Origin of the sequence: Phaeobacter sp. CECT 5382, assembly GCF_001457775.1 — a bacterium.
Lineage (GTDB): Bacteria > Pseudomonadota > Alphaproteobacteria > Rhodobacterales > Rhodobacteraceae > Pseudophaeobacter.
In genome coordinates, this window is sequence record NZ_CYSG01000002.1 from 1 (window position 1) to 16,893 (window position 16,893).

13 protein-coding genes are annotated in these 16,893 nt (G+C 57.7%); 7 read left to right on the top strand and 6 right to left on the bottom strand.

Annotated features, from left to right (window positions below):
* Nucleotides 1-302: 302 nt before the first annotated feature.
* Entirely contained in the window at nucleotides 303-1,103 is an 801-nt protein-coding gene (locus tag PH5382_RS01940) for a 3-deoxy-manno-octulosonate cytidylyltransferase (protein ID WP_058332677.1), read from the bottom strand.
* On the bottom strand, nucleotides 1,103-1,900 hold the full coding sequence (gene cysQ, locus PH5382_RS01945) for a 3'(2'),5'-bisphosphate nucleotidase CysQ (RefSeq protein ID WP_058332678.1): 798 nt from the start codon (nucleotides 1,898-1,900) through the stop codon (nucleotides 1,103-1,105). Before cysQ ends, PH5382_RS01940 begins: the two co-directional genes overlap by 1 nt.
* 158 nt (nucleotides 1,901-2,058) lie before the next feature.
* Between cysQ and PH5382_RS01950 the strand changes: the two genes are divergently transcribed.
* Nucleotides 2,059-2,880: an ABC transporter permease gene (locus PH5382_RS01950; protein WP_058332679.1), complete on the top strand. Its 822-nt coding sequence runs from the start codon at nucleotides 2,059-2,061 to the stop codon at nucleotides 2,878-2,880.
* Between the two features lie 41 nt (nucleotides 2,881-2,921).
* Here PH5382_RS01950 and PH5382_RS01955 read toward each other — a convergent pair whose 3' ends face one another.
* Nucleotides 2,922-3,524 carry an alpha-ketoglutarate-dependent dioxygenase AlkB family protein gene (locus PH5382_RS01955; protein ID WP_058332988.1) on the bottom strand — a complete coding sequence of 201 codons (603 nt, stop codon included), beginning with the start codon at nucleotides 3,522-3,524 and terminating at the stop codon, nucleotides 2,922-2,924.
* 211 nt (nucleotides 3,525-3,735) lie between these two features.
* Between PH5382_RS01955 and dnaK the strand changes: the two genes are divergently transcribed.
* The 3 genes from dnaK to radC all read left to right on the top strand — a co-directional run bounded on the left by dnaK (nucleotide 3,736) and on the right by radC (nucleotide 7,849).
* Nucleotides 3,736-5,655 (top strand): molecular chaperone DnaK, encoded by a 1,920-nt coding sequence (gene dnaK, locus PH5382_RS01960; RefSeq protein WP_058332680.1) that lies wholly within the window; start codon nucleotides 3,736-3,738, stop codon nucleotides 5,653-5,655.
* 77 nt (nucleotides 5,656-5,732) lie between these two features.
* Nucleotides 5,733-6,890, top strand: a complete 1,158-nt coding sequence (gene dnaJ / locus PH5382_RS01965) for a molecular chaperone DnaJ (RefSeq protein ID WP_058332681.1) — start codon at nucleotides 5,733-5,735, stop codon at nucleotides 6,888-6,890.
* Between the two features lie 170 nt (nucleotides 6,891-7,060).
* Entirely contained in the window at nucleotides 7,061-7,849 is a 789-nt protein-coding gene (gene radC / locus PH5382_RS01970; RefSeq protein WP_058332682.1) for a RadC family protein, read from the top strand.
* Between the two features lie 197 nt (nucleotides 7,850-8,046).
* Here the strand turns inward: radC and PH5382_RS01975 are convergent, their stop codons facing one another.
* The 3 genes from PH5382_RS01975 to secA all read right to left on the bottom strand — a co-directional run bounded on the left by PH5382_RS01975 (nucleotide 8,047) and on the right by secA (nucleotide 13,703).
* Nucleotides 8,047-9,603 (bottom strand): phosphate ABC transporter substrate-binding/OmpA family protein, encoded by a 1,557-nt coding sequence (locus PH5382_RS01975; protein ID WP_058332683.1) that lies wholly within the window; start codon nucleotides 9,601-9,603, stop codon nucleotides 8,047-8,049.
* A 24-nt stretch (nucleotides 9,604-9,627) separates the two neighbouring features.
* The gene (locus PH5382_RS01980; RefSeq protein ID WP_058332684.1) at nucleotides 9,628-10,632 is read right to left on the bottom strand and encodes a hypothetical protein; all 1,005 of its coding nucleotides are present in this window, start codon (nucleotides 10,630-10,632) and stop codon (nucleotides 9,628-9,630) included.
* A 353-nt stretch (nucleotides 10,633-10,985) separates the two neighbouring features.
* Nucleotides 10,986-13,703, bottom strand: a complete 2,718-nt coding sequence (secA, locus tag PH5382_RS01985) for a preprotein translocase subunit SecA (protein WP_058332685.1) — start codon at nucleotides 13,701-13,703, stop codon at nucleotides 10,986-10,988.
* A 178-nt stretch (nucleotides 13,704-13,881) separates the two neighbouring features.
* Between secA and PH5382_RS01990 the strand changes: the two genes are divergently transcribed.
* Genes PH5382_RS01990 through mutT form a run of 3 tightly spaced genes read left to right on the top strand, consistent with a single transcriptional unit; the run spans nucleotide 13,882 to nucleotide 16,357 of the window.
* Entirely contained in the window at nucleotides 13,882-14,733 is an 852-nt protein-coding gene (locus PH5382_RS01990) for a foldase protein PrsA (RefSeq protein WP_058332686.1), read from the top strand.
* 2 nt (nucleotides 14,734-14,735) lie between these two features.
* Entirely contained in the window at nucleotides 14,736-15,962 is a 1,227-nt protein-coding gene (argJ, locus tag PH5382_RS01995; RefSeq protein WP_058332687.1) for a bifunctional glutamate N-acetyltransferase/amino-acid acetyltransferase ArgJ, read from the top strand.
* Complete coding sequence (gene mutT, locus PH5382_RS02000; protein ID WP_058332688.1) at nucleotides 15,959-16,357, top strand: 8-oxo-dGTP diphosphatase MutT; 399 nt, start codon at nucleotides 15,959-15,961, stop codon at nucleotides 16,355-16,357. The genes argJ and mutT overlap by 4 nt, the downstream gene beginning before the upstream one ends.
* Nucleotides 16,358-16,893 lie beyond the last annotated feature (536 nt).

Genomic DNA, 16,893 nt, shown 5'->3' on the forward strand with positions numbered 1-16,893 from the left:
TCGTCGCGGGCAGGAACCTGGTTCCAAGACCGGCAACAGGGAAAATCGCTTTGGTCACTTTTCTACGCATCGGCATTTCTCGCTTTATTCTGCTTGAGGAATCGTGTCGATCCGCTGCCTCAAGCCACCAGTTGTCCCGGTTGATAGTCCCGGTCGTCGTAAATCCACGATCCACCTCTCAACCGCACGGGGATCACACTTGTTAAGTCTAGCAGTCACAAGCTTACGGAGGCTTCATGACCTAGCTCAACTCTGTCGCAGCAAAGTGGGGCGCAAAGTGTACCCAAATCGCTGTTTTTAGGCTAGTTCTCGCCCATCTTGGCCATCATCGCCTCAATTCGCACCACATCTTCCGGATTGTTCAGCTCCCAGAATTCTCGCCCCCGCGCCTCGACCTCAACGCAGAGAATCTTGCGGCCGTTTTCAAGAAAGCGCAGCTGTTCCAGGCCTTCGAGCTGCTCTAGCGGTCCGGTGGGCCAGCTGGGATAGCTGGCCAGCGCATCCGGGCGGTAGGCATAGACTCCGACATGATGAAAGACCGGCGTTGCGGCGTCATCATCAAACCGCACAGCACAAAAGGGTATCACCTCTTTGGAGAAATAGAGCGCACTGCTGTCGCGGCCGAAAACCGCTGTGGTGCCACCGACCCGACCTGCCGCACGATCGGCCAGCAGGCTGTTCAGCGTTGCCCCGTCACATTGCAGGACCGGTGTTGCCAGCCCCATGTCAGGTGCGGCGCGCAAGCCTTTGACCAGATCTTCGATAAACCAATGCGGTGTCAGCGGGGCATCACCCTGCAGATTCACCACCACTTCGTAGCCACCGCCCAGCGCGGCATGGGCCTCGGCGCAGCGCTCGGTGCCATTGGCACAATCCACCGAGGTCATCACGACCTCGGCACCAAAGCCTTCGGCAGCCAGCCGAATACGATCATCATCCGTGGCTACAACCACCCGGTCCACGCCCGTGACCGCGCAGGCAGCGCGCCAGGATCGTTCTATCAGGGTGCGCTTTTCGCCACTGGCGCCGGTAAGCTCCACAAGTGGTTTGCCGGGGTAACGGGTCGAGGCGTAGCGGGCAGGGATGACGATCAGAACGGACATCAGGCTTCTTTCAATTCCACATCGGGGGCATAGGCGATAAAGAATGGGTTCGCATAGCCTTCCTTGCCATAAAGTAGCGGGGAATGATCGTCAAAACGCACCACTTTACCACCCGCGCCGGACAAAACGGCGTGACCAGCTGCGGTGTCCCACTCCATGGTACGGCCAACGCGAGGATAGAGGTCTGCCTCACCCGTCGCCACCAGGCAAAACTTCAGCGAAGAACCTGCGCTTTTGCTGTCTCGCACGTTGTATTTGCCGATGTAGTCATCGGTGGCCTGATCGCGGTGCGATTTTGAGGCAACAACCATCAGGGCTGCATTGTCGCTTTTGGCGGTGCGGATCGGGCTGGTGGCACCGATCTCTGCTGGATCAAAATCACCGGTCTCTTCGACTGAGGATCCATCGGCGAGGGTAAAGAACATCCGCTCTTTGGCCGGAGCATAGACCACACCGCGGGTCGGAATGCCCTTTTCAACCAGCGCAATATTGACGGTGAAATCACCCCGACGGTGGATGAATTCTTTGGTGCCATCGAGCGGATCCACGATCAAAAAAGTATCACCGCGCTCTTTGTGAGACTCGGATTGTTCTTCTGTAACCAGCATGACATCAGGAAAGGCCGCCCGCAGCCCGGCCGAGATCAACGCATCAGCCGCCTCGTCTGCGGCGGTGACAGGGCTGTCATCGGATTTGACCTTCACATCGAAATCGTCGGAATTGTAGATCTCCATGATCTTCGCACCCGCTTCAATCGCCAGACGACGGATCTCCGGAATAAGGTCTTCGTAAGTCACACAGTCTCTCCCACCCAAAAGGATTAATTGAGGGTTTAATTGAAAATTTGCCTGCCTCCCCTTATGGTGGCTGGAAAATGGATCGGCAAGAAGTCCATTTGCATATTGGCAGGGTCCATTAGATCTAAAATTGGACCTCAAATCGGGTAGCAGTCGAAATGTTTCAGTTGCGCGAAGAGAAATCGTGGTTTTCCGGCGCCATCTCTCTGTTTGAGGTGGTTTTCCATTCCGTTGTGCGCAGCGTCCGATCCAAGCACAACAATGCGCTGATCGCGATGGGCGCCAATATCCTGCAGGCCATTATCTTTGTTGCGCTTTTTTACGTGATGTTTGCGGTTCTCGGTCTCAGAGGGTCGGCCATTCGCGGGGATTTCCTACTTTACGTGATGTCCGGCATTTTTCTGTTTTTGACCCATACAAAGACGGTTGGTGCGGTTGCTGGCGCTGAAGGCCCGGCCAGCCCGATGATGCAGCACGCGCCGATGAATACCATGGTGGCGATTCTCTCTGCCGCTCTGGGGTCGCTCTATATTCAGACCTTTTCACTGTTCATCATCCTATTCATCTACCATGTGGCTTTTACGCCGCTGGTGATCGAACAGCCGATACAGGCCTATGGCATGATCTTGCTGGCCTGGATTACCGGGGCCGCGGTCGGACTGGTGCTGCTAGTGATCAAACCCTGGGCGCCTGGGTTTGTCGGCATTCTGACCACTGTCTATCAGCGTGCCAATATGATCGCTTCTGGCAAGATGTTTCTGGCCAACACCCTGCCCAGTTTCATGCTGGCGATGTTTGACTGGAACCCGCTGTTTCACTGCATCGATCAGGCGCGGGGCTTTGTCTTCATCAACTACAACCCGCATTACAGCAACTGGCAATATGCCGCTTGGGTGGCCGTGGCTCTGATCATGGTGGGGCTGATGGGCGAATTCTATACTCGCCGCCATGCCTCGATCAGCTGGGGCGCGCGCCGGTAACGCACCGGTAACGCGCCACTCGTTGGGTTCTCAAATCACATTCAGGTCACCACCCGCAGCGTCAGATTGATGCGCCCGCCCTTGGGTAGCAGGCGTGAAGACTGGAACCTGATCCGGTCTACCCCGTGATAGGACAGCCGCGCGTCGCCGCCCATCACCACCACATCCCCAGAATTGAGCCACAGCGCATCGGTCTTGCCACCACGTGTCGTCCCGCCAACGCGGAACATGCCGTCATCGCCCAGACTGATCGAGACCACAGGATAGGAAAAATCCGCCTCATCCTTGTCTTGATGCAGGCCCATCTTGGCATCCTGCCCATAGTAGTTGAGCAGACAACAGTCCGGCAGACGCTCAAGCCCGGTAAGATCGTGCCAGAGTGTCAGGATCTGATCGGGGATTTCAGGCCAGTCAAATCCACGGGGGTGATTTTCGGCATAGCGATATCCGTTTTCATCCGCAGTCCAGCCGAATGCCCCGGCCGAGGTCATTCGTACTGACATTTTGCCACCACCCGGCACGGTCGGGGAAAACAGCGGCGCCGCCTTCAAGACCGGGCGCAATGCCTCGATCAACCCACGCTGCGCCTGCGGGTCGAGATAGGCTTTGTGGATTTCAAACCCGCGCAATCGCAGCACATTCATGGTGATTATTCCATTCTTAATCATCTCCCATGCAAAAAAGCGCATTGAATCGCATTTCTCTATGCGTACTGACGCTTGCAGGGGCAATTTCTGCTCCCTATATACGCCGTGACGCAGTGAGGTGCAGACCCCGCTGCAACAAAATCGGGGCCTGGATGCCAAAACGGGTTCAGGCCACGGGTAATCGCCTTAGGAAGTAAAGGGATCAAACATGAGTAAAGTAATCGGTATCGACCTCGGAACCACCAACTCCTGCGTTGCCATCATGGATGGCTCACAGCCCCGCGTTATTGAAAACGCCGAGGGCGCACGTACAACCCCATCGATCGTCGCCTTCACCGACGATGAGCGTCTGGTCGGCCAGGCCGCCAAGCGTCAGGCCGTCACCAACCCGGAAAACACCGTCTTTGGTGTTAAGCGCCTCGTTGGCCGCCGGTTTAATGACGCGGACCTAGCAAAAGACAAAAAGAACTTGCCATTTGAGCTGGTCAGCGGCGGCAATGGCGATGCCTGGGTCAAAGCCAAGGATGAGACATACTCTCCTTCGCAGCTTTCCGCCTTCATCCTCGGCAAGATGAAAGAAACCGCAGAGTCCTATCTGGGTGAAGACGTCACTCAGGCGGTGATCACGGTTCCTGCCTATTTCAATGACGCTCAGCGTCAGGCCACCAAAGACGCCGGCAAAATCGCTGGCCTCGAAGTGCTGCGCATCATCAACGAGCCAACTGCTGCTGCCTTGGCATATGGTCTCGACAAGGAAGAAACCCAGACCATCGCGGTTTATGACCTTGGTGGTGGTACCTTCGACGTGACCATCCTGGAAATCGACGATGGCCTCTTTGAAGTCAAATCGACCAACGGCGACACCTTCTTGGGTGGTGAAGACTTTGACATGCGCATCGTCAACTACCTGGCGGGCGAGTTCAAAAAAGAGCACGGCGTTGATCTGACCAAAGACAAAATGGCCTTGCAGCGTCTGAAAGAAGCCGCTGAAAAAGCCAAGATCGAACTGTCGTCTTCCAGCCAGACAGAAATCAACCAGCCGTTCATCTCGATGGATCCTTCCTCGGGCCAGCCCCTGCACATGGTCATCAAAATGACCCGTGCCAAGCTGGAAAGCCTGGTCAACGACCTGATCAAAGCTTCGATGAAGCCCTGTGCCGCCGCTCTGAAAGACGCTGGTATTTCCGCTTCGGACATCGACGAAGTTGTTCTGGTTGGTGGTATGACACGGATGCCAAAAGTGATCGAAGAGGTCACAAAATTCTTTGGCAAAGAGCCGCACAAAGGTGTGAACCCTGACGAAGTGGTTGCCATGGGTGCCGCCATTCAGGCCGGTGTTCTGCAGGGCGACGTAAAAGACGTTGTTCTTCTCGACGTAACGCCTCTGTCACTGGGTATCGAAACTCTGGGCGGTGTCTTCACCCGTCTGATCGACCGCAACACCACCATCCCGACGAAAAAGTCGCAGGTGTTCTCGACCGCCGAAGACAACCAGAACGCCGTGACCATCCGGGTGTTCCAGGGTGAGCGCGAAATGGCCTCAGACAACAAGATGCTGGGTCAGTTCAACCTTGAAGACATCCCACCGGCGCCACGCGGCCTGCCTCAGATCGAAGTCACCTTTGACATCGACGCAAACGGCATCGTCTCGGTTTCGGCCAAAGACAAAGGCACCGGCAAAGAGCAGGTCATCACCATCCAGGCCTCCGGTGGTCTGTCCGACGCCGACATCGACCAGATGGTCAAGGACGCCGAAGACAACGCTGAAGCGGATAAAGAACGTCGCGAGCTGATCGAAGCGCGGAACCAGGCCGAAAGCCTGATCCACTCGACCGAAAAGCACGTCGAAGAGCATGGCGACAAAGTGGACCCATCCACTGTCGAAGCCATCGAGCTGGCGCTGGCCGCTCTGCGTGACGATCTCGAAGGCGACGAAGCCAATGCCGAAAAGATCAAGGCAGGCATCCAGAACGTCACCGAGGCATCCATGCGACTGGGCGAGGCCATCTACAAGGCTGCACAGGAAGAGGCAGGCGATGAGCCTTCCGCTGCTGACGAGAGCTCCGCTCCCGGTGATGACGACATCGTCGACGCCGAATTCGAAGATCTGGACGGCGACAAGCGCTAAGGTCTGAACACTTGGCCACGGCGGGCCGGTCCGACCACGGACCGGCTCGTTGTCGTTGAGGCAGCAGGGGTAAACCGATGTCGAAACGTGACTATTACGAGACTCTCGGAGTGGCCAAGGGTGCCAGCGCCGATGAAATCAAAAAGGGCTTTCGTACGAAGGCCAAAGAATTGCATCCCGATCGCAACAGCGACAATCCGGATGCCGAAGCACAGTTCAAAGAGGCCAACGAGGCCTATGAAGTTCTGAAGGACGCCGAAAAAAAGGCTGCCTATGACCGCTTTGGCCATGCGGCCTTTGAAAACGGTATGGGCGGCGGTGGCGGCCAACGTGGCGGACATCCCGGTGGCGGAGACTTCTCCTCTGCCTTTTCCGATGTCTTTGATGATCTCTTTGGCGACTTTATGGGTGGTCGTGGCCAAGCAGGCGGCGGGCGTCAGCGCGCCTCTCGCGGGGCGGATCTGCGCTACAATTTGCGTGTCACCCTCGAAGAGGCCTTCTCGGGCCTGCATAAAACCATCAAGGTGCCGACCTCGGTTGCCTGTACCGCCTGTGACGGATCCGGCGCCGAAGGCGGTGTTGAACCCACCACCTGCCCCACCTGTTCCGGTATGGGCAAGGTGCGCGCTCAGCAGGGTTTCTTTACTGTTGAACGCACCTGCCCGACCTGTTCGGGTCTGGGTCAGATCATCAAGAATCCCTGTAAGGTCTGCCACGGACATGGCCGGATCGAAAAGGACCGCTCCCTATCGGTGAATATCCCGGCAGGCGTGGAAACCGGTACCCGCATTCGTCTCGCTGGCGAAGGTGAGGCTGGTCTCCGTGGTGGCCCTCCGGGCGATCTCTACATCTTTGTCGAGGTTGCACCGCATGAGCTCTTTGAACGCGACGGCAACAATCTTTATTGCCGCGTCCCCGTTTCCATGGCCAAAGCGGCCCTGGGCGGCGCGATTGAAGTCCCCACAATCGATGGTGGCCGCGGCCGCGTGCAGATTCCCGAAGGCAGCCAGTCCGGTCGCCAAATGCGTCTGCGTAGCAAGGGCATGCCTGCCCTGCGCGGTGGCGGCGTCGGCGACATGTTCATTGAACTGGCGGTGGAAACTCCGGTTAACCTGACCGCCCGGCAAAAAGACATCCTGCGCGAATTCGAGGACCTCTCCGAGGACAATACCAACCCCGAAAGCGGCAGTTTCTTCTCGTCGGTCAAAAGTTTCTGGGATGGCATGAAGGGGTAAGCAAGCTACCTGGAAACGGGCAGAGCCCCGGGCCTTCTCCTAAACCCCGCATTTCTGCCCAGCGGCGCAGTATTTCACCACAAAAAGCGCCCCCTCGGGGGCGTTTTTCTTTTGCTTCACCTCCAACCCCTCATAGCCTCAGGCCCCACAGCAGGCGGGAAAGGGCACCGATGGCACAGGGGGACGCATATGACAGGAACACCACCTTGCCGCTGTTCCCTCAAGAGCCACCACAGGAAGCGTCTGACGAAGCTCCTCCTGCCCCGCTTGGTAGCGGACGTCTGCCTTCCTATATCAAAGATCATCGCAGCCGGTTGCGGCAACGGTTCCACGAGGGAGGGGCTGCGGCTATGCCCGACTATGAGCTGCTGGAACTGGTTCTGTTCCGCTCCCTGCCGCGTCAGGATGTCAAACCACTGGCCCGTCATCTTCTGGAGATTTTTGGTGATTTCAACCGGGTCATCAGTGCCGCCCCCGAACGCCTTTTGCAGGTCAAAGGTGTGGGTGAGGCGCTAGTGACGGACCTCAAAGTTCTCGAAGCCGCAGCGCAGCGCTTGGCACGGGCCAAGGTCATGCAACGGCAGATAATTTCCAGCTGGGATGCGCTCTTGGACTATTGCCATACCGTCATGGCGCATCGTGCAACCGAACATTTCCGGGTGCTGTTTCTGGATCGCAAGAACAGCCTGATTGCAGACGAGGAGCAGGCTCGTGGCACGGTGGATCATGTCCCTGTCTACCCGCGCGAAGTCGCCAAACGCGCGCTTGATCTCAACGCTTCAGCGGTGATCCTGGTCCATAATCACCCGTCAGGTGATCCCAGCCCTTCGCAAAGCGATATCGAGATGACAGAACGAGTCAATCAGGCGCTCAGCCCCCTTGGCATCGTGCTGCATGATCATCTGATAATCGGCAGCTCCGCCGAGTTGAGCTTTCGCAGCGAAGGGTTGCTGCTCTAACCAACAGGCACGCAATCGACCCCCTCCGTTCATCAAAGGCGATAACGCGCCGCGTAAGCGGCGCCGGGCCCAAGGTTTTTTGGCGTATCTTTGATGCGTCCGAAAAAGCGCGGGAGCTCCCCCTTGCGGAGTTTCCTTGTGCGGATTTCCTTGGCCCACTTTCGTCATTGCCGCGACACGGCCAAGGGGCTGGAACCTTACTGCACCCAGACTTCGACCCGACGATTGACCTTGCGCCCCCAGGCACTGTCGTCACAGGCCATTGGCAGCGCTTCGCCAAAGGCTTCGACGCGCAGTTCCACACGGTCGTCCCCAGTTGTCTCCGCCATTTTCTGCACCGCATCGCGGACAGATTTGGCCCGCTTCAGTGCGATCTGACGATTGCCAGAGGCAGCACCTTCACCATCGGAAAATCCAACGAATGTCAGGGCCCGCCCATCATAGACCCCTGCTTCAAGAGCACGCGCCAATTGTTCTATATTGCTGCGAGACTGTGCATCCGGGCGGGCAGATCCTGTTTCAAACCGAAACGAGGTCGTCAATCGCCGCAGCCCCGAAAGCCCAGTTACCAGACGCTGCAATTCCCCCAGTTCCACTTCGGGTCCAGCCGCTTGGATAGCGTTGCTCAGGCGATCTCCCTGCCGGTTCAGTGAAATACGCTCCGGTGCCTGATCGACAAACCCGGCTCGCCGGATCACGATCTGTGCACCAGGACCGCGTATATAGGCCAGAAAATCACGGGCCACCTTGGCCTGGCGACGTTCCGGCAGATACAGAAACATCGGAGAGGTCAGCGGATAGTCTTCTGTCTTAATTGATCGGCGATTGGCACGCAGAGAAAAGCCACAGCTCCCGGTCAGTGTCAGCATGCGCGCGGTTCCCACTTCGGCGAAACTGGTGATCCCGATGGCAAATGGATCCGTTGCCACCCGCCTCACCAAAGCGCTGCCCCGATCATAATGACGCAGGTTCGACGAAAAGGACACTCCCGCGGGCAACAGCAACCTGTCTTCAAAGGCCTGTGTCAGGCCAGACCCCGGTACCGGCACATGCAGGGATATTGGCGCATCGGGTCCGCCGAGGCTTTGCCAGTTCTGAATGCCTCCGGAGAAAATCGCTGCCAGCTGTGGCAAAGAAATCCTCTGCACCGGGTTATCCTGAGCCACCACTGGCACCAGCGCATCCAGCGCAACAATCCGGCTCCGCGACGAGCGGGTCATGTCTCCCATGCCCGCTTCACGTGCCAGTTTTTTTTCCGCAGGCCGGATCTCGCGCAGGGCCATGACCATATCCGCCTCTTGCGCCAAAAGATCTGCGAAGCCTTGGTCCGTGTTGTTGACAAAAAACGAGAACCGCGCCGCAGGGCGATTTTGGTCGCGCAACAGAACATATTCAAAGTGCCCATTCCCAAGACTGTCACGCCGGGTTTTGTATCCGTTGCGCAGGGCAAAGCCCTCGATCAGGGCAGGCAGCAACACTTCAGCCATGCTTGATGACCCTGACAGGGTGATCTCAGCCACAAAGTCGGACAGGCTGGGACAGCCCGGCCCTTCGCAACTGACACCGGATCCATCCACAGTCAACTCGCCGAATTTGGTTTCGACACGATAGAATTCACCATCAAAACCCAACAGGTTACCAGTAATTTCAACCGCACCATCCGGTGATGACAGGCTGACATCCTGCGCCGGGGCGACCTGGGAAGTTGCGAAAAGTAAAAGTGCGGCGCAGACCGCCGCACGAAAATAGACCATGGGAATTCCTAAACCAGTCGCAGATCACTTGGCTGCGATTTTCAGGTTTTCCACAAGATTATTCAACACCAGAAAGTCACCTGTTGCACTGCAATCCGGCATATCGAGGATCAAATCCCGGGTTTGTATCCGTCCCGCCGACAAGCGCAGGCTCTGTGCCGAAATCTCCCGGCCACAATTGATCTCGGTGACTTCGGCTTCGACGCTGATCTCTATGCTGCCGGAGCCGTCCGAAAGGCCGCGCTGAAAGCTGTAGACTTCGACCAGTCGCGGGGCCAGCTGTGCGTGATCTCCCAGGCGCAGAACCTGCCCTACCTGAGTACCGTCCTGCTGTGCTGACGCTCCGTGCCAGACATGGCCGGGTTCCCCATATTGGGCGCCAAACTCGCGGGCGTGGACTTCGAACCCGCTATTGCCGCTCCATTGCAAAACAATGCGGTCAACATTCCCCATATCCGGCACCTGTGCGATGGCCACGGCCCCGCCTGCAGGTGCGGCCACAGGCGTCACTCCAGTGCCAGCATCCGCCGCTGCCACGGCCGAGGAGGGTTCAACAATAATGACTGCGGTACTGGCCAGAGCCGGAACCGTCAGATCCAACCGCCCCTGACCATCCAGCGTTGCCGTGAACATCATACCCTGATGATGGATCGTCACCCGTTCATTCCCCCGGCACGGGGCTGAAACCTGCAGCGCGACCAGCGCACCGGGGATTGCATCAGCCCGGGCTTGCATTCCACAGGCGCTGTTTGGTGCCCGACGGGAAAATTCGGAATTTCTTGTCTCTGCCATCTGAGACGCGCGAAGGTCACGCGCAGAGGTCAGGGTAATCTTTTCAAGGGTCAGCGCGGGGTCCTGCGGCAATTGAGGAACGGCTTCGGCTAGCGTTGCGCCCCCTGGTGATGCGCCCTGTTGTGATGCGCCCTGTGTTGCGGAAGACTGCGAACTGGATGGTTGCATCAGAAAACCAATCCCCAAAGCACAGGCTGCGGTTGCCGCGCTTATCAGAATCATGCGTTTGTCCAGCATTTCACCCTCCTGAAACCCGCCCGAATACCCAACTCGAGCCCTCAAACCTAACAACCGAAACGCGGCCAGTTTATGGCTCCTCATGGGAGATATTCAGGCATTTACCTACAATTTGACCAAGTTGGGACTGCCCGGTCCTTGCCTGATCGACCGCAGCCAGGTCCAGTCAGGCCAGGTCCAGTCAGGCCTGTCGGGCAGGTGCTTTCCTCCGAGGCCAGCACCCGATATGCAGCTAAAGCTTAGCGTATAAAAATTAACCCCAGCCAAAGGCCGGGGTTGAATAAGGTGTTTTCAATGATTGGCCCAAAGACTGATCCAAGCGTGCTGAGCAAGTTCGGCATAGGCCGTCCAAATCAGGCCAGGCGTCCGTGGCAGTGCTTGAACTTCTTACCAGAGCCGCAAGGACATTTGTCATTACGCGAGGGGTTTCCCCAGGTCGACGGATCATCCTCGACAAAGCCCGGCGCTGCATCCTCTGGATTAGGCTCTGAGCTGGGCTGGGGCGCCGCCGGAGCACCGCCTGCAGCCATCTGCTGCATGGCGGCCTGACGTGCGGCCATCTCTGCCAACATCTCCTGCTGCTCTTCTTCAGTCATTGGACGCACACGGCTGAGCTGCTGGGTCACATCTTCGCGCAGAGAGTCCAGCATGGTTTCAAAGAGCTGGAAGCTTTCGTTCTTGTACTCATTGAGCGGATCACGCTGTGCATAGCCGCGAAAACCCACCACGGAACGCAGGTGCTCCAGCGTCAGGAGATGCTCGCGCCATTTGCTGTCGATCGCCTGCAGCAATACCTGCTTTTCGATATTGCGCATGCTCTCCGGGCCAAAGGCAGCAGTTTTTTCCGCCATCATCTGATCGCTGGCAGCCGACAGGCGCTCTGCGATCTGTTCGTCGTCGACGCCTTCTTCTGCAGCCCAGTCGGCAACCGGCGCATCCATGCTCAGCTTTTCCAGCACAGCGGCCTGCAAGCCATCGGTGTCCCATTGCTCAGCATAGGTTTTTGGCGGCATATAGGTGTCGATCAGCTCGTCGATCACCTCGTGACGCATATCGCCCACGATTTCTGACAGGTCTTCGGCAGCCATGATTTCACGGCGCTGGCCAAAGATCACCTTGCGCTGGTCATTCATCACATCGTCGAATTTCAGCACGTTCTTGCGCATGTCAAAGTTGCGGCCTTCAACCTTGGCCTGGGCCCGTTCCAGCGATTTGTTCACCCATGGGTGAATGATCGCCTCGCCTTCCTTCATGCCAAGGCTGGACAGCACCTTTTCGAGCCGCTCAGAGCCGAAGATCCGCATCAGGTCATCTTCGAGACTGAGGTAGAACCGGGTGCGCCCCGGATCCCCCTGACGGCCGGACCGGCCGCGCAGCTGGTTGTCGATGCGCCGGCTTTCATGCCGCTCAGAGGCCATCACATAGAGACCACCGGCCTCGATAACCTTTTGTTTTTCTGCCGCGTGCTTGGCTTCTTCTTCGGCACGCAGGGCAACCGGGTCGGCATCGGGGTTAGCCTCCAGCGCCGCCATGACGATCAACTCGACATTGCCGCCAAGCTGAATATCAGTGCCGCGACCCGCCATGTTGGTGGCGATGGTCACCGCCCCAAAACGGCCTGCGTCGGCCACGATCTGGGCTTCCTGTTCGTGATGACGGGCATTCAGCACGTTATGCTTGATGCCTTCCTGTTCCAGCAGCTGGCTCAGCAGTTCGGATTTCTCGATCGAGGTGGTGCCCAACAGAACCGGCTGGCCCTTTTCATGGGCCACCTTGGTCTCGTCCACCATGGCCTGATATTTTTCCCGTGCGGTACGGTAGACCTGATCGTCCTCGTCCACCCGCGCGATGGGTTTGTTGGTTGGAACCTCAACCACACCCAGACCATAGATTTCAGCGAATTCTTCGGCTTCGGTCAGCGCTGTGCCGGTCATGCCGGACAGACGGTCATAAAGACGGAAGTAGTTCTGGAAAGTAACGGACGCCAGCGTGGTGTTTTCCGGCTGGATCTTGACGCCTTCCTTGGCCTCGATTGCCTGGTGCAGGCCCTCGGACAGGCGACGGCCTGCCATCATGCGGCCAGTGAATTCGTCGATCAGCACCACTTCGCCATCGCGCACGATGTAGTCTTTGTCGCGCTGAAACAGCTTGTGGGCGCGCAGTGCCTGGTTCACGTGGTGAACAACGGTCGTGCTCTCAGGGTCATACAGTGACGCGCCTTCCGGCAGCAGTCCGTATTCCAGCAGCTTCTGCTCTAGGTAGTCATTGCCTTCCTCGGTGAAGGTCACGCCACGGGTTTTCTCGTCGATCTCGCAATGCTCATCCGACAAAAGCGGGATCATCTTGTCGATTGACTGATAGAGTTCCGAACGATCCTCGGCCGGACCAGAGATGATCAGCGGCGTGCGCGCCTCATCGATGAGGATCGAGTCGACCTCATCCACGATGGCAAAGTTGTGCTGCTTCTGGAAAACCTGATCCAGGCTGGGCTTCATGTTGTCGCGCAGATAGTCGAACCCCAACTCGTTGTTGGTGGTATAGGTGACGTCGCTTTCATAGGCCGCCATTTTCTGATCATCGGGCTGGCCCGACCAGATCACGCCAGTGGTCATGCCAAGGGCGTCAAAGACCTTGCTCATCCATTCGCTGTCACGCTTGGCGAGGTATTCGTTCACCGTCACCACATGCACGCCCTTGCCGGTCAGCGCGTTGAGATAGGCCGGGAAGGTCGCAACAAGGGTTTTGCCCTCGCCGGTCTTCATCTCGGAGATGTTGCCCTGATGCAGGAAGATCCCGCCCATCAGCTGGGTGTCAAAAGCCCGCAGTCCCAACGCCCGGCGCGCACCTTCGCGCACATTGGCAAAGGCCTCGGGCAGCAGCGCATCCAGGCTTTCGCCACCTAGCGCGCGTTTGCGCAGCTCTTCGGTTTTGTCTTTGAGACCCTCGTCGCTGAGTTTCTCGAACGTCTCTTCCAGCCCGTTGATCTGTACAACCAGCGGCCGTGTCGCCTTGATCTTGCGGTCATTCGGTGTTCCGAAAACCTTTTTGGCGAGTGTTCCGATACCCAGCATGTGTTCTCCAGCAATCCTCTAATCGGCCCTCGTGTCAGGCAGGCTTGCCCGTCGTGGTCGCAACCCATAAACAATGGGGGAAACGACGGTCCTGCCTGAGGCCTCCTCGGGAGATAAGGGTCAGGAAAATAAGTGTCAACGCCGCGCCCCTTCGCGGCCCTGCAATAGGAAGAATTCAATGCGCAAAGGTCTCACTTTTTTGCAAGGTGCCGCACTGGCTGCTTTTATGGCCCTGCCCCTGCCTGCAATGGCCGCGCCGCACGCCAATACCGTGATCGCAACGGTCAACGGCGAAGACATCACGCTGGGTCACATGATCATGGCCCGCGAAAGCCTGCCGGATCAGTACAAGCAACTGCCAGACGATGTGCTCTACAATGCCATTCTGGACCAGCTGATTCAGCAAACCGCGCTCAAACAACAACTGCACGGTGGCATGCCACATTACGTGCGGCTTTCGGTTGAAAACGAAGAACGCGCCCTTCTGGCTGCCAATGTCATCGAAAACGTGATGAAATCAGCCAGCGACGAAGACGCCCTGCGCAAGGCCTATGAGGACAAATACTCCGAAGGTGACGGCGGCGATGAATTCCGCGCTGCCCACATTCTGGTCGAAAGCGAAGCAGACGCCCTTGAGATCAAGGAAGAACTGGATGCTGGCGCTGATTTTGACATCCTGGCCAAGGAACGCTCCACCGGACCATCTGGTCCCAATGGCGGCGATCTGGGATGGTTCAGCCGTGGCCGTATGGTGCCCGAATTCGAAGAGGCCGTGCTGGATCTGCGTGCCGGGGAAATTTCGGCCCCCGTCGAGACGCAGTTCGGCTGGCACCTGATTTTGCTGAACGAACGCCGCAAGACCGCTGCACCTTCGTTCGAAGACGTCCGTGCCGAGCTTTCCCAGGAACTGCAGAATGCCGCCGTCGAGGCCCATGTCAGTGATCTCACTGCCGCTGCCGTGATTGATCGCCCCGAAATCGACGATCTGGACCCTGCGATCCTCAACGACCTCAGCCTGGTGAGGAACTGATCATGGGTGATCCTTTGCCGCGCTCGCCACTGGCGCCAAGCGCCTTTCCTGATCTGCCGGTGATCAAAGGCCTGCGTTTGTCAGCTGGGGCGGCTGGTGTCAAATACCAGGGCCGCACCGATGTTATGCTGGCCGTTCTGGATCCCGGCACGGCCGTCGCCGGGGTGTTTACGCGTTCCAAAACCCGGTCCGCGCCAGTGCGTGATTGCCAGGCCAAACTGGGCGGCGATGCCACCGCTGGGGCCGCGATTCTGGTAAATTCTGGCAACTCGAACGCCTTTACCGGCCACTATGGACAGACCTCCGTTGCCGAGATCACAGCAGCGACCGCCCGGATCACCGATCTGCCCGAAGCCCGTATCTTTACCGCCTCTACCGGTGTGATTGGCGAGCCTTTGCCACATGATCGCATCATCGCCCAGATCGAGAGCCTAGCCAAAGGACTGGACGAGGCGGCACTGGAGGCAGGTGCCGAAGCCATCATGACGACCGATACCTTTGCAAAAGGGGCCTCAGCCAAGGTCGTGATCAATGGTGAGACAGTTTCTATTGCAGGCATCGCCAAAGGCTCCGGCATGATCGCGCCGGATATGGCCACCATGCTGGTCTATATCTTCACCGATGCCAAAATCGCCCAAGACGCGCTGCAATCGGAACTGAGCCGTTTGTGTGACCGCACGTTCAACTGCATCACCGTGGACAGCGACACCTCGACCTCTGATACCTTGATGCTCTGTGCGACGGGCGCATCTGGCGTTGATGTCACCGGTAATGCAGAGTTCTCGCAAGGGCTGGAAGCCGTCATGCTGGATCTGGCACATCAGGTGGTGCGCGACGGCGAAGGCGCGACCAAGTTTGTCGAAATCCAGATCACCGGTGCAGTTTCGGATGCCGAGGCAAAAGTGCACGGCCTGGCCATTGCCAACTCTCCGCTGGTGAAAACCGCCATCGCCGGCGAGGATCCGAACTGGGGCCGTGTGGTCATGGCGATCGGAAAATCCGGCGCTGCGGCTGACCGCGATCTTCTGTCGATCTCCTTTGGGGATGTTCTGGTGGCGGAAAAAGGCTGGGTATCGCCCGACTACCGCGAAGACGCGGGTGCTGCGCAGATGAAACAGGATGAGATCCTGATCAAGGTGGATCTTGGCCTTGGCGACGGCCAATGCACGGTCTGGACCTGTGACCTGACCCATCAATATATCACCATCAATGCGGACTACCGGTCATGAAGACGGTTCTGGTCTCTGCGGTCGCACTGATCGATGTCGAGGGGCGCGTGCTACTGGCACAGCGCCCCGAGGGCAAATCCATGGCTGGTCTCTGGGAGTTTCCGGGTGGCAAAATTGAAACCGGCGAAACCCCCGAAGCCGCATTGGTGCGCGAATTGCAGGAAGAATTAGGGATCGACACCTGGTCTTCTTGTCTTGCGCCGCTGACCTTTGCCAGCCACAGCTACGATGACTTTCACCTGCTGATGCCACTGTTTGCCTGCCGCAAATGGGAAGGCATCCCTCAGGCCCGCGAAGGTCAGGTGCTGAAATGGGTCCGGGCGCAGGATTTGCGCAGTTATCCAATGCCGGCCGCAGACATTCCCCTGATCCCGATCCTGCGGGACTGGCTTTAGAGGATCGCTTGGTCTGCTCTGCAGAGGTGGTTTTGCGGGCATTCTCGGCGGGCAGGGTTTCACAGACAAGGTGGGACCGTCCTGCAGAGGGGACTACATGTGGCCAAACTGGACGCTGAACTGAGCAGCGAATGGGACCCAGTTCGGAATGAAAACGGTGTCGCCTCCTGTTCTCTTACGGGTTGTTAATAAAACTTCCGCAAGCTTTTCACTTTTTCGAATCACACCAGCCAGCATGGAAACCTTTTGTTAATGATTTTGGCGAAAACTAGGCAGACTATCAGCAGTACCGAACAGCAAGGTTTTCCCCTCCCTGAAAGATCCAATCATGCTTCGTACTATCTCGGTAAGTAACTACATCACGGTCGAAGGCAATTTCGTACAGGCATTCCCCAACGGACGTATCGCAATCCGTGTCGGCAAAAGGCTCTTAGAAAGCTACCCCGTCACAACTGCCGAATAAATACTCACCATCACCCACTCACAGAACCGGGGCAGCCAATGGCTGCCCCATCTGTTTGTAGTCCCACCTGTAC

Bases quoted from the DNA above. Each gene is read 5' to 3' on its own strand.
- PH5382_RS01975 (WP_058332683.1), bottom strand. From the start codon at position 9,603: ATGGTCTATTTTCGTGCGGCGGTCTGCGCCGCACTTTTACTTTTCGCA.
- PH5382_RS01990 (WP_058332686.1), top strand. From the start codon at position 13,882: ATGCGCAAAGGTCTCACTTTTTTGCAAGGTGCCGCACTGGCTGCTTTT.
- dnaJ (WP_058332681.1), top strand. From the start codon at position 5,733: ATGTCGAAACGTGACTATTACGAGACTCTCGGAGTGGCCAAGGGTGCC.
- argJ (WP_058332687.1), top strand. From the start codon at position 14,736: ATGGGTGATCCTTTGCCGCGCTCGCCACTGGCGCCAAGCGCCTTTCCT.
- mutT (WP_058332688.1), top strand. From the start codon at position 15,959: ATGAAGACGGTTCTGGTCTCTGCGGTCGCACTGATCGATGTCGAGGGG.
- PH5382_RS01980 (WP_058332684.1), bottom strand. From the start codon at position 10,632: ATGCTGGACAAACGCATGATTCTGATAAGCGCGGCAACCGCAGCCTGT.
- PH5382_RS01940 (WP_058332677.1), bottom strand. From the start codon at position 1,103: ATGTCCGTTCTGATCGTCATCCCTGCCCGCTACGCCTCGACCCGTTAC.
- radC (WP_058332682.1), top strand. From the start codon at position 7,061: ATGGCACAGGGGGACGCATATGACAGGAACACCACCTTGCCGCTGTTC.
- secA (WP_058332685.1), bottom strand. From the start codon at position 13,703: ATGCTGGGTATCGGAACACTCGCCAAAAAGGTTTTCGGAACACCGAAT.
- PH5382_RS01950 (WP_058332679.1), top strand. From the start codon at position 2,059: ATGTTTCAGTTGCGCGAAGAGAAATCGTGGTTTTCCGGCGCCATCTCT.
- PH5382_RS01955 (WP_058332988.1), bottom strand. From the start codon at position 3,524: ATGAATGTGCTGCGATTGCGCGGGTTTGAAATCCACAAAGCCTATCTC.
- dnaK (WP_058332680.1), top strand. From the start codon at position 3,736: ATGAGTAAAGTAATCGGTATCGACCTCGGAACCACCAACTCCTGCGTT.